The organism is Streptomyces sp. NPDC025784, from assembly GCF_055558435.1.
The window spans coordinates 31,943-48,503 of sequence record NZ_JBVHMN010000004.1; the positions used below are offsets into that span (position 1 = coordinate 31,943).

Here is a 16,561-nt window from a genome sequence, read left to right on the forward strand (position 1 = left end):
GCGCCGCCGTACTCTCGGAGATGCGCGTGGTGCGCTTGACACGAAAATCGAACATCCATTCTTATGGAGGCTCCAGCGAGGCTCTCGGCGGGCATTTCGACAGGGTTTTGATGGAGATGTGCCCGAGTTATCCACAGGCCGGACGGGCGTCGGGGCGCATTGTCAGTGGCAGGCGTTAGCGTCTTTGACGTGAAGCGATCGACTCAAGCAAACCGGGTGGAACCCATGGCAGGAACCGACCGCGAGAAGGCACTCGACGCCGCGCTCGCACAGATTGAACGGCAGTTCGGCAAGGGCGCCGTGATGCGCCTCGGCGAGCGGCCGAATGAGCCCATCGAGGTCATCCCCACCGGGTCGACCGCACTCGACGTCGCCCTCGGTGTCGGCGGCCTGCCGCGCGGCCGAGTGGTCGAGGTGTACGGCCCGGAGTCCTCCGGTAAGACGACCCTGACCCTGCACGCGGTGGCGAACGCGCAGAAGGCCGGCGGCCAGGTGGCCTTCGTGGACGCCGAGCACGCCCTCGACCCCGAGTACGCGAAGAAGCTCGGCGTCGACATCGACAACCTGATCCTGTCCCAGCCGGACAACGGCGAGCAGGCCCTGGAGATCGTGGACATGCTGGTCCGCTCGGGCGCGCTCGACCTCATCGTCATCGACTCCGTGGCTGCCCTGGTGCCGCGCGCGGAGATCGAGGGCGAGATGGGCGACTCGCACGTGGGTCTGCAGGCCCGCCTGATGAGCCAGGCCCTGCGGAAGATCACCAGCGCGCTCAACCAGTCGAAGACCACCGCGATCTTCATCAACCAGCTCCGCGAGAAGATCGGCGTGATGTTCGGCTCCCCGGAGACCACGACGGGTGGCCGGGCCCTGAAGTTCTACGCATCGGTGCGCATCGACATCCGCCGCATCGAGACCCTGAAGGACGGCACGGAGGCGGTCGGCAACCGCACCCGCTGCAAGGTCGTGAAGAACAAGGTCGCGCCGCCCTTCAAGCAGGCCGAGTTCGACATCCTCTACGGCCAGGGCATCAGCCGCGAGGGCGGCCTGATCGACATGGGCGTGGAGCACGGCTTCGTCCGCAAGGCCGGCGCCTGGTACACGTACGAGGGCGACCAGCTCGGCCAGGGCAAGGAGAACGCCCGCAACTTCCTCAAGGACAACCCCGACCTCGCCAACGAGATCGAGAAGAAGATCAAGGAGAAGCTGGGCGTCGGCGTGCGTCCCGAGGAGCCCGCCACCGAGCCCGGCACGGACGCCGCGGTCTCCGCCGGCGCGGACGAGGCCGCGAAGACGGTGCCCGCACCGGCTGCCAAGGCGACCAAGTCCAAGGCCGCGGCGGCCAAGAGCTAGTCCATGACGCGACGAACCGACTGGGCCGAGTTCGCGTACCCCGTCGCTCCGGAAGGGCCGGGGCAGGGGTACGACGGGCGGGACGGCGGCTCGGCCGGACACGGTGACAGCGCGTACGACACCGCAGCGCACGACGGGTTCCACGGCGACCCGGACGGCGATGCGCCGGGCGGTGCCTCGCCCGGCGGTGGCTCGCGCCGCGGCGGGGGCCGGCGCGCCGACGGGGGGCCGCGCGGTGGCCGAGGGCGTCGAAGGCGTGGCGGTTTCGGCGAGGCGTCCGGCGACCCACAGGACGGAGGCGCCCCTGCCTCGTCGAGGGCCGAGAAGGGGGAGTCTTCAGGGGACCCGGCTGAGCGGGCGCGGGCAATCTGTCTGCGCCTGCTCACCGGGACCCCGCGCACGCGGAAGCAACTCGCCGACGCACTGCGCAAACGCGAGATCCCGGACGACGTGGCGGACGAAGTGCTGACACGGTTCGAAGAGGTCGGCCTGATCAATGACAGTGCCTTCGCGGACGCCTGGGTGGAGTCCCGGCACCACGGCCGGGGGCTGGCCAGACGGGCGCTCGCGCAGGAACTGCGGACCAAGGGCGTCGACTCGACGCTGATCGACGAGGCCGTCGGACAGCTCGACTCCGAGCAGGAGGAGACGACCGCGCGGGAACTGGTCGCCCGCAAACTGCGTTCCACCCGCGGTCTCGACCGCGACAAGCGGCTGCGCCGGCTCGCGGGCATGCTCGCCCGCAAGGGCTACCCGGAAGGCATGGCCCTGCGCGTGGTCCGCCAGGCGCTGGAGGAAGAGGGCGAGGACACGGAGGGGCTGGACGACGCGGGGTACTGACCGGCTTCACAGCGGCAGAGCTCACACACCGGCAGACGTACGAGGGCTCTGAGCACGGTCGACGCGCGGGGGCGCCGATCGCGTTCAGAGCCCGCTCGCCGTCCGGGCACACCGCAGCACACGCTCGACTCCAGCGACTCAACTCCCGTTGGCCGGGGTGGGGTTAACCCCCGGTCGAAGACGCCGGGCCGCCGCACTGCACAGACACCTGTGCACAGACGACCGTGTACGCATGGCACAGGAACCCGGCGCGCGAGCGGAATCCCCCTCGAAGGCGCCGCACGCACCCACCGAGCTCTCCGACCTCGCCACGCTCAAGGCGCTCGCGCAGCCCCGTCGGCAGCGCATGCTCCAGCACCTCACCCTGCACGGCCCCGCCACGTCCGCCACGCTCGCCCGGGCGCTGGGACTCAACACCGGATCCACCAGCTACCACCTGCGCGAACTCGCACGGTACGGCTTCGTGGAGGAGTCCTCCGAACCGCGCGGCCACGGCAGGCAGCGCTGGTGGCGGGCCGTGCCCGGAGACCGCCGTTTCCCGCCGCGCAGCCGGCAGAGCCCCGAGATGCGGCTCGTCATGGACGAGCTGAACCATCACGCCTACGCCGCCGACCTCGAACTCTTCGAGCTGACCCAGCTCCGGGCGGACGGATACGAAGACCCCTGGGCGGCCGCCTTCCCGTACTCGCGCGGCAGCATCCGGCTGACCCTCCCCGAACTCAGCGCCTTCTTCGAGGAGTACATCGCGCTCCTCAACCGCTACAAGCGCCCGGACGCGGACACCCCTCCCGGAGCGCGCACCGTACTCACCCGATTTCTCGCCTTCCCGGCCCCCGGCACCGCTCCCGAGACCCACCCGGTGCCCCACAACAGAAGAGAGAGCGACCCCTCATGATGCTGCGGTACGCCCTGAAGACCGTCCGGGCCCGCAAGGGCGGCTTCCTCGGAGCCTTCCTCGCCCTGATGTGCGCCGCCGCTCTGATCACCGCGTGCGGCACCCTCCTCGAAACCGGCCTGCGCGGCACGATCAGCACCGAACGCTATGCCGCAGCCCCCGTCGTGGTCTCCGCCGACCAGAACGTCCACCGGACCACGGTCAAGCACAAGAAGGGCAAGACCAAGGTCAAACACAAGGCCAAGCCGATCGCGGAACGGGCCTGGCTCGACGAGAGCCTCGCCGCACGGCTCCACCGGGCACCGGGCGTGGGCCGTGTCGTCCCCGAACTGACCTTCCTGGCCCAGCCGTTGACGTCCGGCGCCGCTGTCGAGAAGAGCCGGCCCGCCTACGGCCACGCATGGGACTCCGCGGTGCTCACCCCCTACACGCTGAGCGCCGGAAGGGCGCCCCGGGCCGCGAGTGACCTGGTCGTCGACCGTCGTTTCGCCGAGCGCGCCCACCTGGAGCCCGGCGACCGTCTCACCGTCCAGTCGACGCAGTCGCCGCGCACCTACCGGATCACCGGAATCGCCCGGGCCGCCGTGAACGTACGCCATCAGACCTCGCTCTTCTTCTCCACCGCCGAGGCGCGGCGCCTGGCCGCACACCCCGGACACGTCACCGCCTTCGGCGTCCTGCCCACCAAGGGGACCGGCACCACCGCCCTGGAGCGGTCGGTGACCGAGGCGCTGCACGGCACCACCGCACAGGTCGCTTCGGGGGACGCCCGCGGCCCGGTCGAGTTCCTGGACGCGGCCGCCGCACGTACGAAGCTGGTCAGCATGGGCGGCGCGATGGGCGGCACCTCGCTGCTGGTGGCCGTGCTGGTGGTCGTCGGCACCTTCGCCCTCTCCGTGCAGCAGCGCCACCGCGAACTCGCCCTGCTGCGCGCCATCGCCGCCACACCGGGCCAGATCCGCGCACTCCTCGGCAAGGAGGCGCTGATCGTCGGGGCGGCCGCCGGGGTGACCGGCGCGCTCGCCGGCCTTCCGCTGGGCGCCTGGCTGCACAGCCGGTTCGTCGCCATGGGAGCCGTCCCGGCCACGCTCCAGCACTCGGCCGGTGTTTTCCCGCCGTTCGCCGCGGTGGCCGCCACGCTCCTCGGCGCCTGGGCCGCCGCCCGTGTCTCGTCGCGCCGGGTCGCCCGGATCCGTCCGGCCGAAGCACTCGCCGAAGCCCGCGCCGAGCGCACCCGCCCGGCCTGGGGACGCCTCCTCACCGGCCTCGTCCTGCTCGCCGGAGGCGTCGTCCTGGTAGCCGTGCTCAGCGTGCTGCGCACCGAGCCCGCCTCGACTCCCGTGACCTTCCTGGCCGTCGTGGTCCTCGCCTGCGCCGTGGCGCTGCTGGGGCCACTGCTGGTCAAGGCCGCCGCGACCGTACTCGCGGGCCCGCTGCGGCTGAGCGGTCCCGGTGGTCGCCTCGCGCGCGCCAATCTGCGGGGCAACGCGGCCCGCATGGCCTCCGTCGTCACCCCTCTCACCCTCCTCATCGGCATGACCTGCACGGTGCTCTTCGTCCAGCCGACCCTCGGCGACGCGGCCCGCGCCCAGGCCCGCGAAGGAATCCGTGCCGACTGGGTGCTCGCCGCACAGGGACCCGGTGTCCCGACCGAGGCCGCCCGGGCACTGCGCGCGCGGCACGACGTCGTCACCGAAGTGGTCCGCACGACCGTCCGCGTCGGCCTCGACAAATACGTGGCCCAGGGAGTGACACCGACCGGTCTCACCCGCACCTGGGACCCGGACGTCACCGCGGGATCCCTGAAGGACCTCGGGAACGACACCGTCGCCGTCAGCGGACTCGCCGCGCAACAGCGCCACTTGAAGCCCGGCAGCACCCTGAAGCTCACCCTCGGTGACGGCACGCCGGTCACCGTGACCGTCGCCGCGGTCTACGCGAAGGGACTCGGCTTCGGGGACCTCACCTTCGCCCATGACCTGGTCGCACGCCACGTCGACAACCCGCTCGCCACCTCCGTCCTGGTCGGCACGGACCGTACATGGACACAACTCGCGACTACGCTCCGTAAGTTCCCGGCGGTCCGTGTTCTCGCCCCCGCGACCGCCGACTCGATCCAGGCCGAACGGCAGCAGGCGAACGCCGAGGTCAACTACCTCGCCATGGGCCTGGTCCTGGCGTTCACGGCCATCGCCGTCGTCAACACGCTCGCCATGTCGGTGTCCGAGCGGGTCCGTGAGTTCGCGACGCTCCGCCTCGCCGGGGCGACCCGACGCCAGGTCCTGCGCATGCTGCGGGCCGAAGCCCTGTCGGTGCTGCTTCTCGCCACCGCGCTCGGCAGTTCCATCGCGCTCGCCGTGCTGACCGCCTTCAGCGTCGGTATGACGGGCAGTGCGGCCCCGGCGGTCACGCCGCTGGTGTACGTGACGGTCGTCGCGGTCGCCGGAGTGCTCGCACTCGTCGCCACCGCGCTGCCCGGCCGCGTCGCGCTGCGGGTGCGCCCCGTGGCGGTGGCCACCGCCAAGGAGTAAGGGGCGGTACGTCAGGGTGGGCGCCCCTTACCTCAAGGGGCGCCCACCGGTGCGTACGGCATGGAGGGGCGCCCAAGGCCGAGGCAGGCGGGTACGCCAGGCGGTGCGGCCTACGCGGCGGTCACCGGGAACCCCGCCGCCTTCCACGCCTGGAACCCACCGACCAGATCGGTGGCCCGGTGCAGTCCCAACTGGCGCAGGGACACGGCGGCGAGGCTCGACGCGTACCCCTCGTTGCAGATCACCACGACGCGCAGGTCGTGGCTCGTGGCCTGCGGGGCGCGATGACTCCCCTGCGGGTCGAGCCGCCATTCCAGTTCGTTGCGTTCGACGACGAGGGCGCCGGGAATGACGCCGTCGCGCTCGCGCAGTTCGGCGTACCGGGTGTCCACCAGCAGTGCCCGGCCGGCCAGCGCGGCCTCGTAGGCCTCCGCGGCCTCCACTCGGTCCAGGCCTTCGCGGGCCCGCTCCAGCAACTCGTCGATCCCCACGGGGCGCGGGCCGCTCACTGCCAGTCCGCCGGACGCTCGACGTGCTCCAGGCGCAGCACCGGACCCGTGCGGCTGTAGCGGCGGATCTGCGGGAGCGGCGGGTAGTAGGCGTGGACCGAGATCGCGTGCTCCTCGGTGGACTCGTTGAGCACCTCGTGGACATGGTGGCGGCCGAAGGAGCGCCCCTTGCCCGCCGGCAGGGTCCGTTCGCGGTCGATGCCCTCGGACAGTTCCAGGGTCTTCCAGCCGTCCGCGGGGAGGCGGGCGCCGAGGGAGTTCTCCTTGAGCTCGCCGGACGCGGTGAGGAAGGCGCCGACGGATTCGGCGTGGTCGTGCCAGCCGGTCCCGGTCCCGGGCGGCCAGCCGATGAGCCAGGCCTCACTGCCGCCCGGCCCTTCGAGACGCACCCAGGTGCGGCCCTCGGGGTCGAGGGGGAGCGAGGCGATCAGTTCGGTGTCGGCGGCCGTACGGCGCACGAAGTCGAGCAGGTCGGCCTGCGTGGGCGTTTGCGGGAGCGTGTCGACAGCGGGGGACACAGACACTCGTACCGTCCTGAGGGTTCGCGTGGGAGCGCGCGGCAGTGAGAGCGCGGCGCGCGGAAGGAAGGGGGATGCGAATTCAGCAGGACGGGCGACACACGCAGCCGGCGTAGCGGACGAGGTCCATATGGACCCTCCGCCACAGGCGCACACGGGTGTCGGTCACGTTCCGGAGTAGACCATGACGGCGCAGACCGGTCAACTCACCGTCACTATGTGGACGCTCGGTAATCGTGGAGGCCTGGATTCCCTGGGTGCCGCCGCCGAAAACCGTGCGGCAGAAGGTCGCCAGGCGATCGGACGGTCGGTGCCGGACCGAGGCAGACCTGAGGCAGACCTGAGGCAGACCGACTCGCAGCCCGGCACTGCCGGAATTCCACGGCCGACGCGGGACGTGGGGGACTCGGTCGGTGCCGGGGCGGGGGACTCAACCCGTGCTCGCGGTGGCCTCCGTCTTCGTGGGGCCGCCGAGCGCGGCCTCCGCCGCCTCGTACAGATCGGCCGGGCGCACCCCGCCGAGCGCGGTGACCAGGTGTCCGTCCGGGCGGACCAGGAGCACGGTGTGCGCGGCGGCGCCGGGGTAGTTCTCGGCGACCAGCAGTTCGGCGGGGTGGGGGAGCGCGGTCACGGCCGCCGCGAGCCGGGGCATGATCCCCGCCGTGACCCAGTGCTTCCGTTCCCACACGCCCGTACCGGGAGCGACCAGCACCACGAGGAGAACCCCGCGTCCGAGTCGCTCGCGCAGCCCCACGAACGAGCCGTCCTCGGCGGTCACCCGCACGTCGACGACGGGCGCGCCCGGAGCGGTGTCCACGGGGGTCTCCGACTCGGTACGCGGAGGCGCGAGCGGCGAGTCCGCGTACGTCGCCGGCGCGCCCAGCGGGCCGCGTCCCAGATGACCGTCCGTGAGCAGTGCGTCATGTCCGCGGGCGGACCCGGGAACGTAGGCGCGCAGACCTCCGCCGCCGCGGAGCAGCGGCAGCGCCTGGTCGGCGGCGCGCAGCCGGGCGGCGACGACCGCGCGACGCTCCGTCTGATAGCTGTCCAGCAGCGACTCGTGCGGTCCGTGGTGCCAGGCGAGCGCCAGCTTCCAGGCGAGGTTGTCGGCGTCGCGCAGGCCCTCGTCGAGCCCCTGGGTGCCGAGCGCGCCCAGCAGGTGCGCGGAATCACCGGCGAGGAAGACACGTCCGGCGCGCCACCGGCGGGCGAGCCGGTGATGGACGGTGTGGACTCCGGTGTCGAGCAGCTCGTACGGGGGTGTGGGGCCGCCGCTCCAGCCGGCGAGGGTCTCCCGGACACGGGTCACCAGCAGATCGGGCGTCACCAGGTCCTTGCCCGGGGGCAGCAGCCAGTCGAGGCGCCACAGGTCGTCGGCGAGCGGGCGCGCGGTCACCTCCGCGGCCGAGGGACTCGACGTCCGCCACGGTGGCGTGCGATGCAACAACGCCTCGCCGGGCCAGGGGAGTTCGGTGCGCAGTGCCGCGACCGCGTGCCGCTCCACGGCCGTGCGTCCCGGGAACCGGATGTCCTGGAGCTTGCGCACGGTGGAGCGGGGGCCGTCGCAGCCGACCAGGTAGCTGCCGCGCCACCAGGTGCCCTTGGGGCCCTTGGTGTGCGCGGTGACACCCGAGGGTTCCTGCTCGATGGCGTCGAGGCGGCTGTCCACGGCGAGCTTGATGAGCCGTTCGTCGCCGATGGCGTCGCGCAGGGCGCCGGTCAGCGCGTGCTGCGTGATGTGCAGCGGGGCGGTGTACGTCCCGGCGCCGGCGCCGCCCTGGGGGGACGCCGCGCCGGGTGCCCCGGCCGGGTCGTCCGCCGCGGGCGCGTCGCCGCCGAACGTGATCTCGCGTGTCACCTGCTTGCGCCGCAGAGACCGCCATCCGGCCCAACGGAACCCCAGCTCGGAGAGCGGGAAACCGGTCAGTCGCTCGACGAGCGCGACCGTGTCCTCGCGCAGCACGACCGTCCTGGCGAGCCGCTGTTCATCCTTGCCCGGCCCCTCGTCGAGGACCACGCAGGGCACCTCCTGGCGGGCCAGCGCAAGGGCGAGGGCGAGCCCCACGGGGCCGGCTCCGACGATGATCACCGGGTCCACGACGCGGCGCCCCCTGCCCGGTGCGGTGCCCTGAGGGACGTACGGGAACAGGCAGTTGGAGCGGGGTGCACGATCACAGAACGTATGCAACAGACTGTGCGCCACCTGGTCAAGCCGGACGCACGAATGGTCCCCTTGGCGCCGGATGGCGCGAGGAGTGCGCGACGCGCACCTCGTCCGCGCGGTGCGCGCAGACCGCGAGAGGCCGGTGCCCGTAGCTGCGGCAAGCCGCGAGGGGCAGTGGCGCGATCGCCACTGCCCCTCGGTCACCGCACAGGTTGACTGTCCGTCAGGCGACAGTCGCGCCGGCGGCGGTCGCGTCTCCCGCGTCGGCGGCCGGGAGTACCGCGCCCGTCGACTTCTTGCCGCGCCGCAGTCGGCCCTCGAGCCAGGAGGCGAAGCTCGTGAGGGCGAAGTTCAGCACGATGTAGATGACGGCCACCACGATGAAGCTCGGAATGACGTTGGCGTAGTTGGCCGCGAGCGTGCTGCGGGCGTTGAGCAGCTCGGTGAACTGGAGCAGCACACCGCCCAGCGCCGTGTCCTTCACGATGACGACGAGCTGGCTGACGATGGCGGGCAGCATGACCGTGACGGCCTGCGGGAGCAGGATGCTGGTCATCGTCTGGTTCTTGCGCAGACCGATGGCCATGGCGGCTTCCGACTGCCCCTTGGGCAGGGCCAGGATGCCGGCGCGCACGACCTCGGCCAGGACCGAGGAGTTGTACAGCACCAGGCCCGTGACGACGGCGTAGAGCGGGCGCTCCTCGCTGCTGAGACCGCTGGAGCGGACGTACAGCTCGTTGGCGAACAGCATGAGCAGCAGCACCGGGATGGCGCGGAAGAACTCGACCACCACACCGGCCGGCACGCTGATCCACCGGTGGTCGGACAGGCGGGCGATGCCGAAGAGCGCGCCCAGCGGAAGGGCGATCACCATGGCCAGTGCCGCGGCCTTGAGGGTGTTGCCGAGTCCGGGCAGCAGGTAGGTCGTCCACGCCTCCGCGGTGGTGAACGGCTCCCACAGGGACCACTTCAGCTGTCCCTTGTCGTCCATCGTCCGCCAGATCCACCACAGGAGGAGGGCGAACAGGGCGAAGGAGACCACGGACACGATCAGATTGCGCCGCTTGGCCCGGGGGCCGGGAGCGTCGTAGAGAACGGAAGTCATCGCTTCACCGCCAGTCGCTTGCCCAGCCAGCCGAGGAAGAGGCCGGTGGGCAGGGTCAGCACCACGAACCCGAAGGCGAAGACGGCGCCGATGAGCAGCGTCTGGGCCTCGTTCTCGATCATCGTCTTCATCAGGCTGGCGGCCTCGGCCACGCCGATCGCCGCCGCCACGGTCGTGTTCTTGGTCAGCGCGATCAGCACGTTCGCCAGCGGGGTGATGACGGAGCGGAAGGCCTGGGGCAGCACGATGAGCCGCAGGGTCTGGCTGAAGCTGAGCCCGATCGCACGGGCGGCCTCGGCCTGTCCCACCGGCACCGTGTTGATGCCGGACCGCAGTGCCTCGCACACGAAGGCGGCGTGGTAGGCGGCGAGGCTGAGGACCGCGAGGCGGAAGCCCTGGATGTCGAAGTTGTCGGTGCCCATCGTCACGCCGAAGATGTCGGCGAGGCCCAGCGAGCTGAAGACGATGATCACCGTCAGGGGGATGTTCCGGACGATGTTCACGTAGGCGGCGCCCGCTCCACGCAGCAGCGGGACCGGGCTGACCCGCATCGCGGCCAGCAGGGTGCCCCAGACGAGGGAGCCGACCGCGGACAGGACGGTGAGTTTCACCGTCATCCAGAACGCCCCTAGGACGTCATAACCTTGAAGAAAGTCGAACACGATCTCCCGCGCTTCCGGGTCTGTGGCGTACGTGGAGGACGCGGCGCGCCGCCGCCTTGATCGCGGTGAGCGGCGGCGCACCCGCGGAGCCCCGCGTTGCCCGCGGGAGTCCTGCGTCGGCGGAGTTCCGCCTTACTTGACGATCGCGCCGATCTTCGGGGCCGGCTCGTTCTTGTACTCGGCCGGGCCGAAGTTCTTCTCGACCGCCTTCTGCCAGGAACCGTCGCTGACCATCTTCTCCAGCGCCTTGTTGATCTTGTTGAGCGTGGCGGTGTCGCCCTTCTTCACGCCGACGCCGTAGTTCTCGTTGCTGAGCTTGAGCCCGGCGAGCTTGAACTGGCCCTTGTACTTGTCCTGCGCGGCGAAGCCCGCGAGGATCGAGTCGTCGGTGGTCACCGCGTCCACGGCACCGCTCTGCAGACCCGCGATGCACTCCGAGTAGCCGGCGTACTTACGCAGGTTGGCCTTGGGGGCGATGGTGTCCTTGACGTTCTGGGCCGAGGTGGAACCGGTCACGGAGCAGAGCTTCTTGCCGTTGAGGTCCGTGCCCTTGGAGATGTCCGAGTCGGTCTTGACCAGCAGGTCCTGGTGGGCGAGCAGGTAGGGGCCGGCGAAGTCGACCTTCTGCTTGCGCTCGTCGGTGATCGAGTACGTGGCCGCGATGAACTTGACGTCGCCGCGGGCGAGCGCGTTCTCGCGGTCGGCGCTCTTGGTCTCGACGAACTGGATCTGGTCCGGCTTGTAGCCGAGCTCCTTGGCGACATAGGTCGCCACGTCCACGTCGAAGCCGGAGAACGAGCCGCTGGGCTCCTTCAGGCCGAGGCCCGGCTGGTCGTACTTGATGCCGATCTTGATCTTGCCGCCGCCGGAGGAGGACCCGTTGTCGTCCTTGTCGCCGGAGCCGCACGCCGTGGCGGTGACCGCGAGTGCGAGGACGGCGGCCGAGGCGGCGGTGACCTTGCGGAGCTTCATGGTGAACATCCTTTGACTGGTGAAGAGACGCAGTTCTTCAGGAACGAATGAGGGACTTCGGGGGCCGGACCGTCGTCGACGAGGGCCGGCCGTGAAGAAGTGCAGGACGTCAGTGGTGCAGGATCTTCGACAGGAAGTCCTTGGCACGGTCGCTGCGCGGGTTGCTGAAGAACTGGTCCGGCACAGCCTCTTCGACGATGCGACCGTCGGCCATGAACACCACCCGGTTGGCGGCCGATCGGGCGAAGCCCATCTCATGGGTGACGACGATCATGGTCATGCCGTCCCTGGCGAGCTGCTGCATGACCTCGAGGACCTCGTTGATCATCTCGGGGTCCAGCGCCGAGGTCGGCTCGTCGAAGAGCATGACCTTGGGGTCCATGGCCAGCGCCCGGGCGATCGCGACACGCTGCTGCTGGCCGCCGGACAGCTGTGCGGGGTACTTGTCCGCCTGCGTGCCGACGCCGACGCGGTCGAGAAGCGTGCGGGCCTTCTCCTCCGCGGCCTTCTTGTCGGCCTTGCGGACCTTGATCTGCCCCAGCATCACGTTCTCGAGCACCGTCTTGTGCGCGAAGAGGTTGAAGGACTGGAAGACCATGCCCACGTCGGCCCGCAGCCGGGCGAGTGCCTTGCCCTCCTCGGGCAGCGGCTTGCCGTCGATCGAGATGTCACCCGAGTCGATGGTCTCCAGGCGGTTGATGGTGCGGCACAGAGTGGACTTTCCGGACCCGGAGGGCCCGATGACCACGACGACCTCGCCGCGGGCGATCGTCAGGTCAATGTCCTGGAGCACGTGCAACGCGCCGAAGTGCTTGTTGACGCCCTTCAGGACGACCAGTTCCTCGGCCGCGGCCACGGCGTCCTTGGCCACCGATGCTTCGGTCATCGCTTTTTGGCTCCATCCTCCTCGGTTTCGGAGGACAGTAGTAACCCCGTACGACCAGCGTCATTACATCTGAGGGGAACTTGAGCATCACGATCCGGTAGCAATCGGACACGTGTCGTAGCAGGGGGTACGCGGTCGCGTACCGGCTGGGTAACGGAAGCCGTCGGCAACCCGATGGCTCTTGACGCCATCCTTATCCATCGGCGTGACTTCCACAGTGCACGCGCGGGTGCGCCGCGTTTCTACAAGCCGAGACCGTACGACCGATGAACCGGAGGGGGCCGGAATGAGACTGCTCCTCGTCGAGGACGACAACCATGTCGCCGCCGCCCTGTCCGCGGTGCTGGCGCGACACGGTTTCGACGTCACGCACGCCCGCAGCGGCGAGGAGGCGCTCCAGGCGCTGGTGCCGGAGTGCGACGGCTTCGGGGTCGTCCTGCTCGACCTGGGACTGCCGGACCAGGACGGCTACGAGGTGTGCGGCAAGATCCGCAAGCGGACCAGCACCCCGGTGATCATGGTCACCGCCCGCTCCGACGTACGCTCCCGCATCCACGGCCTCAATCTCGGCGCCGACGACTACGTGGTGAAGCCGTACGACACGGGAGAGCTGCTCGCCCGTATCCACGCCGTCAGCCGGCGCAGCGTGCCGGACGAGGCCGCCACCCACGGCGAGACCGCGCTGCGCCTCGGACCCGTGCACATCGAACTCCCCAACCGCCAGGTCACCGTCGACGGTTCGACCGTCCAACTGACCCGCAAGGAGTTCGATCTCCTCGCACTGCTGGCCCAGCGGCCCGGGGTGGTCTTCCGCCGGGAACAGATCATCAGCGAGGTGTGGCGGACCAGTTGGGAGGGGACCGGGCGCACCCTGGAGGTGCACGTCGCGTCCCTGCGTTCCAAACTGCGCATGCCGGCACTGATCGAGACCGTACGCGGCGTCGGGTACCGGCTCGTCGCCCCGGTGCCGTAGCGGGGCCGGGTGCGCACACGTCTTCTGCCGCTGCTCATCGTCCTGATGGCGGCCGTGCTGCTGGCGCTCGGCGTCCCGCTGGCCGTGAGTGTGGCGGCGGCCGAGCAGCAACAGGTCGTCGTCGACCGCATCGACGACACGGCGCGCTTCGCGGCCCTCGCCCAGTTCGTCACGGACCCGCCGACCGCGGCCCCGGAGAACTTCACCGACGAACGCGGCCAGACCCTGCGCACGGAACTCGCCCGCTACTACAGCGTGTACGGCATCCGGGCCGGCGTCTTCTACCGCAACGACACGCCCATGGCGAACGCGCCGGACACCTGGTTGCTGCCCAAGAAGGGCGAGGCGCGCGACGCGTTCAACGAGGCGCGCGTCAGCCGGCGCAGCCACGACCCGCAACAGGTCTGGCCCTGGCAGCGGCACCGCCTCGTCGTCGCCTCCCCGGTCATCAGGGACGGTGACGTCATCGCCGTCGTCGTCACCGACTCGCCGACCGGGCAGATGCGCTCCAAGACCCTGAACGGCTGGCTGATCATCGGCGCGGGCGAGATCGCCGCGATGCTGCTCGCCCTCGGCGCGGCGCTGCGCCTCACCGGCTGGGTCCTCAGGCCGGTACGCGTCCTGGACGCCACCACCCACGACATCGCGACCGGGCGTCTGAAGTCACGGGTGGCGGCCGCGGGCGGCCCGCCGGAGCTCAGACGTCTGGCCCGGTCGTTCAACGAGATGGCGGACAACGTCGAGGAGGTCCTGGAACAGCAGCGCGCCTTCGTCGCCGACGCCTCGCACCAGCTGCGCAATCCGCTCTCGGCGCTGCTGCTGCGCATCGAGCTGCTCGCCCTGGAGCTCCCCGAGGGCAATGAGGAGATCGCGTCGGTCCGTACCGAGGGCAAACGGCTCGCCCAGGTGCTCGACGACCTCCTCGACCTGGCGCTAGCCGAGCACGCCGACGCCGACCTCCAGCTCACCGACATCGGCGCCCTGACGGCCGAGCGCGTGGCGTCCTGGCAGCCCGTCGCCGAGAGCAAGGGCGTACGGCTCGCGGGCGCCTGCCCGGCCACCACGGCCTGGGCGGACCCCGTCACACTGTCCAGCGCCCTGGACGCGGTCATCGACAACGCGGTGAAGTTCACGCCCGAGGGAGGAAGCGTCGAGGTGGAGGTCGCCTCGAACGGGGAGGCCTCGACGATCGTCGTGACCGACGGCGGCCCCGGCCTCAGCGACGAGGACCTGGCCCGCATCGGGGACCGGTTCTGGCGCAGCGCGGGACACCAGAACATCAAGGGCTCGGGCCTCGGCCTGTCCATCTCGCGCGCACTGCTCGCGGCGGGCGGCGGCTCGATCGCGTACGACCACCACGAGCCGCACGGCCTGCGGGTCACGGTGAGGGTGCCGAGGTCGGGGCCGACTTCCTGAGCGACCGCCGTCGTGCCGGGGCAGGGCCTGATCGACCGTCCTCGCGCGGAGCCTCGGCCCGAGGAGCGGCCGCCCCACATGCGGCCCGGCCGTGGGCGACCGCCCTGGCGCGCGCCCAGGCCCTGCGTGGAATCAGGGCTTGATCGACCGGTAGTAGCGGCGGGCGCCCTCGTGCAGCGGCAGGGGATCGGTGTAGATGGCCGTGCGCAGGTCGACCAGCTGCGCCGCGTGCACCACGGCGCCGATGCGGTCACGGCTGGCGATCACCGTGCGGGTGAGCTCCTGGGTGAGGTCCGCGTCCGCGTCCTCCCGGGTGATCAGGTAATTGGCCACCGCCAGCGTCTGCACGGACATGCCGCGCTGAGCCTTGGGATAGGCGTCGGCAGGCATCACCGCGGCGCGGTAGTAGCGGGAGGCGCCGCCCTGCTCGTGCAGCTTCTTGATGAGTTTGCTGCCGATCGGCACGAGCCTGACGCTGTCCGTCCTGGACAGTTCCACCACGGCGCTCGTCGGCAGCCCGCCGGACCAGAAGAAGGCGTCTATCTTGTGCCGCTTGAGCAGGTCCGGCATGGTCGCGATGCCGTCGGCCACCGGGCGGATGTCCTCGTCGGGGTCGAGCCCGGCCGCCTGGAGCACATGGTTGGCGATCAGCCGCACCCCGGAGCCGCTCGGGCCCACGGCGACGGTCTTGTTCCGCAGGTCCGCCACCGACTTCACGGACGACGAGCGCGGGACCACCAGGTGCACGTAGTCGTCGTAGAGCCGGGCGCAGCCCCGCAGCCGCTTCGCCCCCGGCTTGCCGTGCAGCAGGTACGTCTCCACCGCGTCGGCCGCCGCGATGGTGAAGTCGGCCTTCCCCGTGGCCACCCGCTGGACGTTCTCCTGGGAGCCGTCGCTGTTCTGCAGCTCCACGTCCAGGCGGGGGAGGTCCTTGGCGATGGCGTCCTGAAGGAGGGTGCCGTACCTCTGGTAGACCCCCGTCGGCGTGCCCGTGCTGAACCTGATCCTGCCGCTGGGCGACTCCTCGCCCAGCGGCAGCAGCCACCACAGCAGCAGCCCGAAGACCACGAACGCGGCCGCCGAGCCGAGCAGCGCGCGGCGCCGGCCGATACGGGGGAGTGCCTGAAGCATTCCGCGATCCTGCCAGCCGGGGGCTGCCATGACCAGGGCCGCCCCCGCCGACCGCGCGGGCACCTCCCGGATCGGTAGGGTCGCCGGATGCAGTCCTCCGATCCCTCCCGGGACCCCACGCCCGGCGTCCCGGCCCCCTCCTCCTCCGTCCCCGCGTCTGCGCCCCGTACCCCTGGTGCCCCTGCGGCGTCGCCCGCGTCCCTGGTGCGCGAGTTCCACCTCGCGTTCGGTCTGGACGCCCGCAGTACCCCGACCGAGGTGTCCCCGGCCCTGGCCGCCCAGCGCGGCGACCTGCTCGCCGAGGAGGCCGCCGAGGTCGCCGAGGTCTCGGTCGGCGGTCCGCTCGACCGGCTGGCGCACGAGCTGGCCGACGTCGTGTACGTGGCCTACGGCACCGCGCTCGTCCACGGCATCGACCTGGACGCGGTGATCGCCGAGGTCCACCGGTCCAACATGACGAAGCTGGGCCCCGACGGCCGGGTCGCCCGCAGGGCCGACGGCAAGGTCCTCAAGGGGGACCACTACAGGGCCCCGGACGTCGCCCGGATCCTTCGCGGTCAGGGCTGGACGGCCACTGAGGCATAGGGCGACAGGAGGTACCCCGGGTAC

General features: G+C 70.9%; 16 protein-coding genes. 7 read left to right on the forward strand and 9 right to left on the reverse strand.

The features are described 5' to 3' along the window. Positions 1–225 precede the first annotated feature (225 nt). The 4 genes from recA (at position 226) to ACZ4IF_RS11925 (ending at position 5,616) form a co-directional block, all read left to right on the forward strand. On the forward strand, positions 226–1,350 hold the full coding sequence (gene recA / locus ACZ4IF_RS11910; protein ID WP_345656130.1) for a recombinase RecA: 1,125 nt from the start codon (positions 226–228) through the stop codon (positions 1,348–1,350). Between the two features lie 3 nt (positions 1,351–1,353). Further along, complete coding sequence (gene recX, locus ACZ4IF_RS11915) at positions 1,354–2,190, forward strand: recombination regulator RecX (RefSeq protein WP_467561836.1); 837 nt, start codon at positions 1,354–1,356, stop codon at positions 2,188–2,190. A 232-nt stretch (positions 2,191–2,422) separates the two neighbouring features. Beyond that, the gene (locus ACZ4IF_RS11920) at positions 2,423–3,085 is read left to right on the forward strand and encodes an ArsR/SmtB family transcription factor (RefSeq protein WP_467561838.1); all 663 of its coding nucleotides are present in this window, start codon (positions 2,423–2,425) and stop codon (positions 3,083–3,085) included. Then, on the forward strand, positions 3,082–5,616 hold the full coding sequence (locus ACZ4IF_RS11925; protein ID WP_467561840.1) for an ABC transporter permease: 2,535 nt from the start codon (positions 3,082–3,084) through the stop codon (positions 5,614–5,616). Before ACZ4IF_RS11920 ends, ACZ4IF_RS11925 begins: the two co-directional genes overlap by 4 nt. A gap of 110 nt (positions 5,617–5,726) precedes the next feature. Here the strand turns inward: ACZ4IF_RS11925 and ACZ4IF_RS11930 are convergent, their stop codons facing one another. The 8 genes from ACZ4IF_RS11930 to ACZ4IF_RS11965 all read right to left on the reverse strand — a co-directional run bounded on the left by ACZ4IF_RS11930 (position 5,727) and on the right by ACZ4IF_RS11965 (position 12,432). Continuing rightward, positions 5,727–6,125 carry a rhodanese-like domain-containing protein gene (locus tag ACZ4IF_RS11930; RefSeq protein WP_467561842.1) on the reverse strand — a complete coding sequence of 133 codons (399 nt, stop codon included), beginning with the start codon at positions 6,123–6,125 and terminating at the stop codon, positions 5,727–5,729. Beyond that, positions 6,122–6,649: a cupin domain-containing protein gene (locus ACZ4IF_RS11935; RefSeq protein WP_359492847.1), complete on the reverse strand. Its 528-nt coding sequence runs from the start codon at positions 6,647–6,649 to the stop codon at positions 6,122–6,124. The genes ACZ4IF_RS11930 and ACZ4IF_RS11935 overlap by 4 nt, the downstream gene beginning before the upstream one ends. Before the next feature lie 76 nt (positions 6,650–6,725). After that, a complete protein-coding gene (locus ACZ4IF_RS11940; RefSeq protein ID WP_324608114.1) occupies positions 6,726–6,812 on the reverse strand; it encodes a putative leader peptide in 87 nt (28 codons plus the stop codon). Between the two features lie 261 nt (positions 6,813–7,073). Further along, the gene (locus ACZ4IF_RS11945) at positions 7,074–8,741 is read right to left on the reverse strand and encodes an FAD-dependent monooxygenase (protein WP_467561844.1); all 1,668 of its coding nucleotides are present in this window, start codon (positions 8,739–8,741) and stop codon (positions 7,074–7,076) included. 289 nt (positions 8,742–9,030) lie between these two features. Beyond that, positions 9,031–9,912 carry an amino acid ABC transporter permease gene (locus ACZ4IF_RS11950; protein ID WP_467561846.1) on the reverse strand — a complete coding sequence of 294 codons (882 nt, stop codon included), beginning with the start codon at positions 9,910–9,912 and terminating at the stop codon, positions 9,031–9,033. Then, positions 9,909–10,574, reverse strand: a complete 666-nt coding sequence (locus ACZ4IF_RS11955) for an amino acid ABC transporter permease (RefSeq protein WP_467561848.1) — start codon at positions 10,572–10,574, stop codon at positions 9,909–9,911. The genes ACZ4IF_RS11950 and ACZ4IF_RS11955 overlap by 4 nt, the downstream gene beginning before the upstream one ends. Positions 10,575–10,706: 132 nt before the next feature. Then, on the reverse strand, positions 10,707–11,546 hold the full coding sequence (locus tag ACZ4IF_RS11960; RefSeq protein WP_467561850.1) for a glutamate ABC transporter substrate-binding protein: 840 nt from the start codon (positions 11,544–11,546) through the stop codon (positions 10,707–10,709). A 109-nt stretch (positions 11,547–11,655) separates the two neighbouring features. Continuing rightward, positions 11,656–12,432, reverse strand: a complete 777-nt coding sequence (locus tag ACZ4IF_RS11965; protein WP_028802334.1) for an amino acid ABC transporter ATP-binding protein — start codon at positions 12,430–12,432, stop codon at positions 11,656–11,658. A gap of 286 nt (positions 12,433–12,718) precedes the next feature. Between ACZ4IF_RS11965 and ACZ4IF_RS11970 the strand changes: the two genes are divergently transcribed. Continuing rightward, a complete protein-coding gene (locus ACZ4IF_RS11970) occupies positions 12,719–13,405 on the forward strand; it encodes a response regulator transcription factor (protein ID WP_095937060.1) in 687 nt (228 codons plus the stop codon). Between the two features lie 9 nt (positions 13,406–13,414). Next, on the forward strand, positions 13,415–14,821 hold the full coding sequence (locus tag ACZ4IF_RS11975) for a sensor histidine kinase (protein WP_467561852.1): 1,407 nt from the start codon (positions 13,415–13,417) through the stop codon (positions 14,819–14,821). Positions 14,822–14,953: 132 nt separating this feature from the next. Here the strand turns inward: ACZ4IF_RS11975 and ACZ4IF_RS11980 are convergent, their stop codons facing one another. Next, on the reverse strand, positions 14,954–15,952 hold the full coding sequence (locus ACZ4IF_RS11980) for a TAXI family TRAP transporter solute-binding subunit (protein ID WP_467561854.1): 999 nt from the start codon (positions 15,950–15,952) through the stop codon (positions 14,954–14,956). Positions 15,953–16,039: 87 nt separating this feature from the next. Here ACZ4IF_RS11980 and ACZ4IF_RS11985 point away from each other — a divergent pair, with 87 nt between their 5' ends. Then, on the forward strand, positions 16,040–16,537 hold the full coding sequence (locus ACZ4IF_RS11985; protein ID WP_467561856.1) for a pyrophosphohydrolase domain-containing protein: 498 nt from the start codon (positions 16,040–16,042) through the stop codon (positions 16,535–16,537). The last annotated feature ends 24 nt before the right edge of the window (positions 16,538–16,561 follow it).

Bases quoted from the DNA above. Each gene is read 5' to 3' on its own strand.
- recA (WP_345656130.1), top strand. From the start codon at position 226: ATGGCAGGAACCGACCGCGAGAAGGCACTCGACGCCGCGCTCGCACAG.
- recX (WP_467561836.1), top strand. From the start codon at position 1,354: ATGACGCGACGAACCGACTGGGCCGAGTTCGCGTACCCCGTCGCTCCG.
- ACZ4IF_RS11920 (WP_467561838.1), top strand. From the start codon at position 2,423: ATGGCACAGGAACCCGGCGCGCGAGCGGAATCCCCCTCGAAGGCGCCG.
- ACZ4IF_RS11925 (WP_467561840.1), top strand. From the start codon at position 3,082: ATGATGCTGCGGTACGCCCTGAAGACCGTCCGGGCCCGCAAGGGCGGC.
- ACZ4IF_RS11950 (WP_467561846.1), bottom strand. From the start codon at position 9,912: ATGACTTCCGTTCTCTACGACGCTCCCGGCCCCCGGGCCAAGCGGCGC.
- ACZ4IF_RS11960 (WP_467561850.1), bottom strand. From the start codon at position 11,546: ATGAAGCTCCGCAAGGTCACCGCCGCCTCGGCCGCCGTCCTCGCACTC.
- ACZ4IF_RS11965 (WP_028802334.1), bottom strand. From the start codon at position 12,432: ATGACCGAAGCATCGGTGGCCAAGGACGCCGTGGCCGCGGCCGAGGAA.
- ACZ4IF_RS11970 (WP_095937060.1), top strand. From the start codon at position 12,719: ATGAGACTGCTCCTCGTCGAGGACGACAACCATGTCGCCGCCGCCCTG.
- ACZ4IF_RS11980 (WP_467561854.1), bottom strand. From the start codon at position 15,952: ATGCTTCAGGCACTCCCCCGTATCGGCCGGCGCCGCGCGCTGCTCGGC.
- ACZ4IF_RS11985 (WP_467561856.1), top strand. From the start codon at position 16,040: ATGCAGTCCTCCGATCCCTCCCGGGACCCCACGCCCGGCGTCCCGGCC.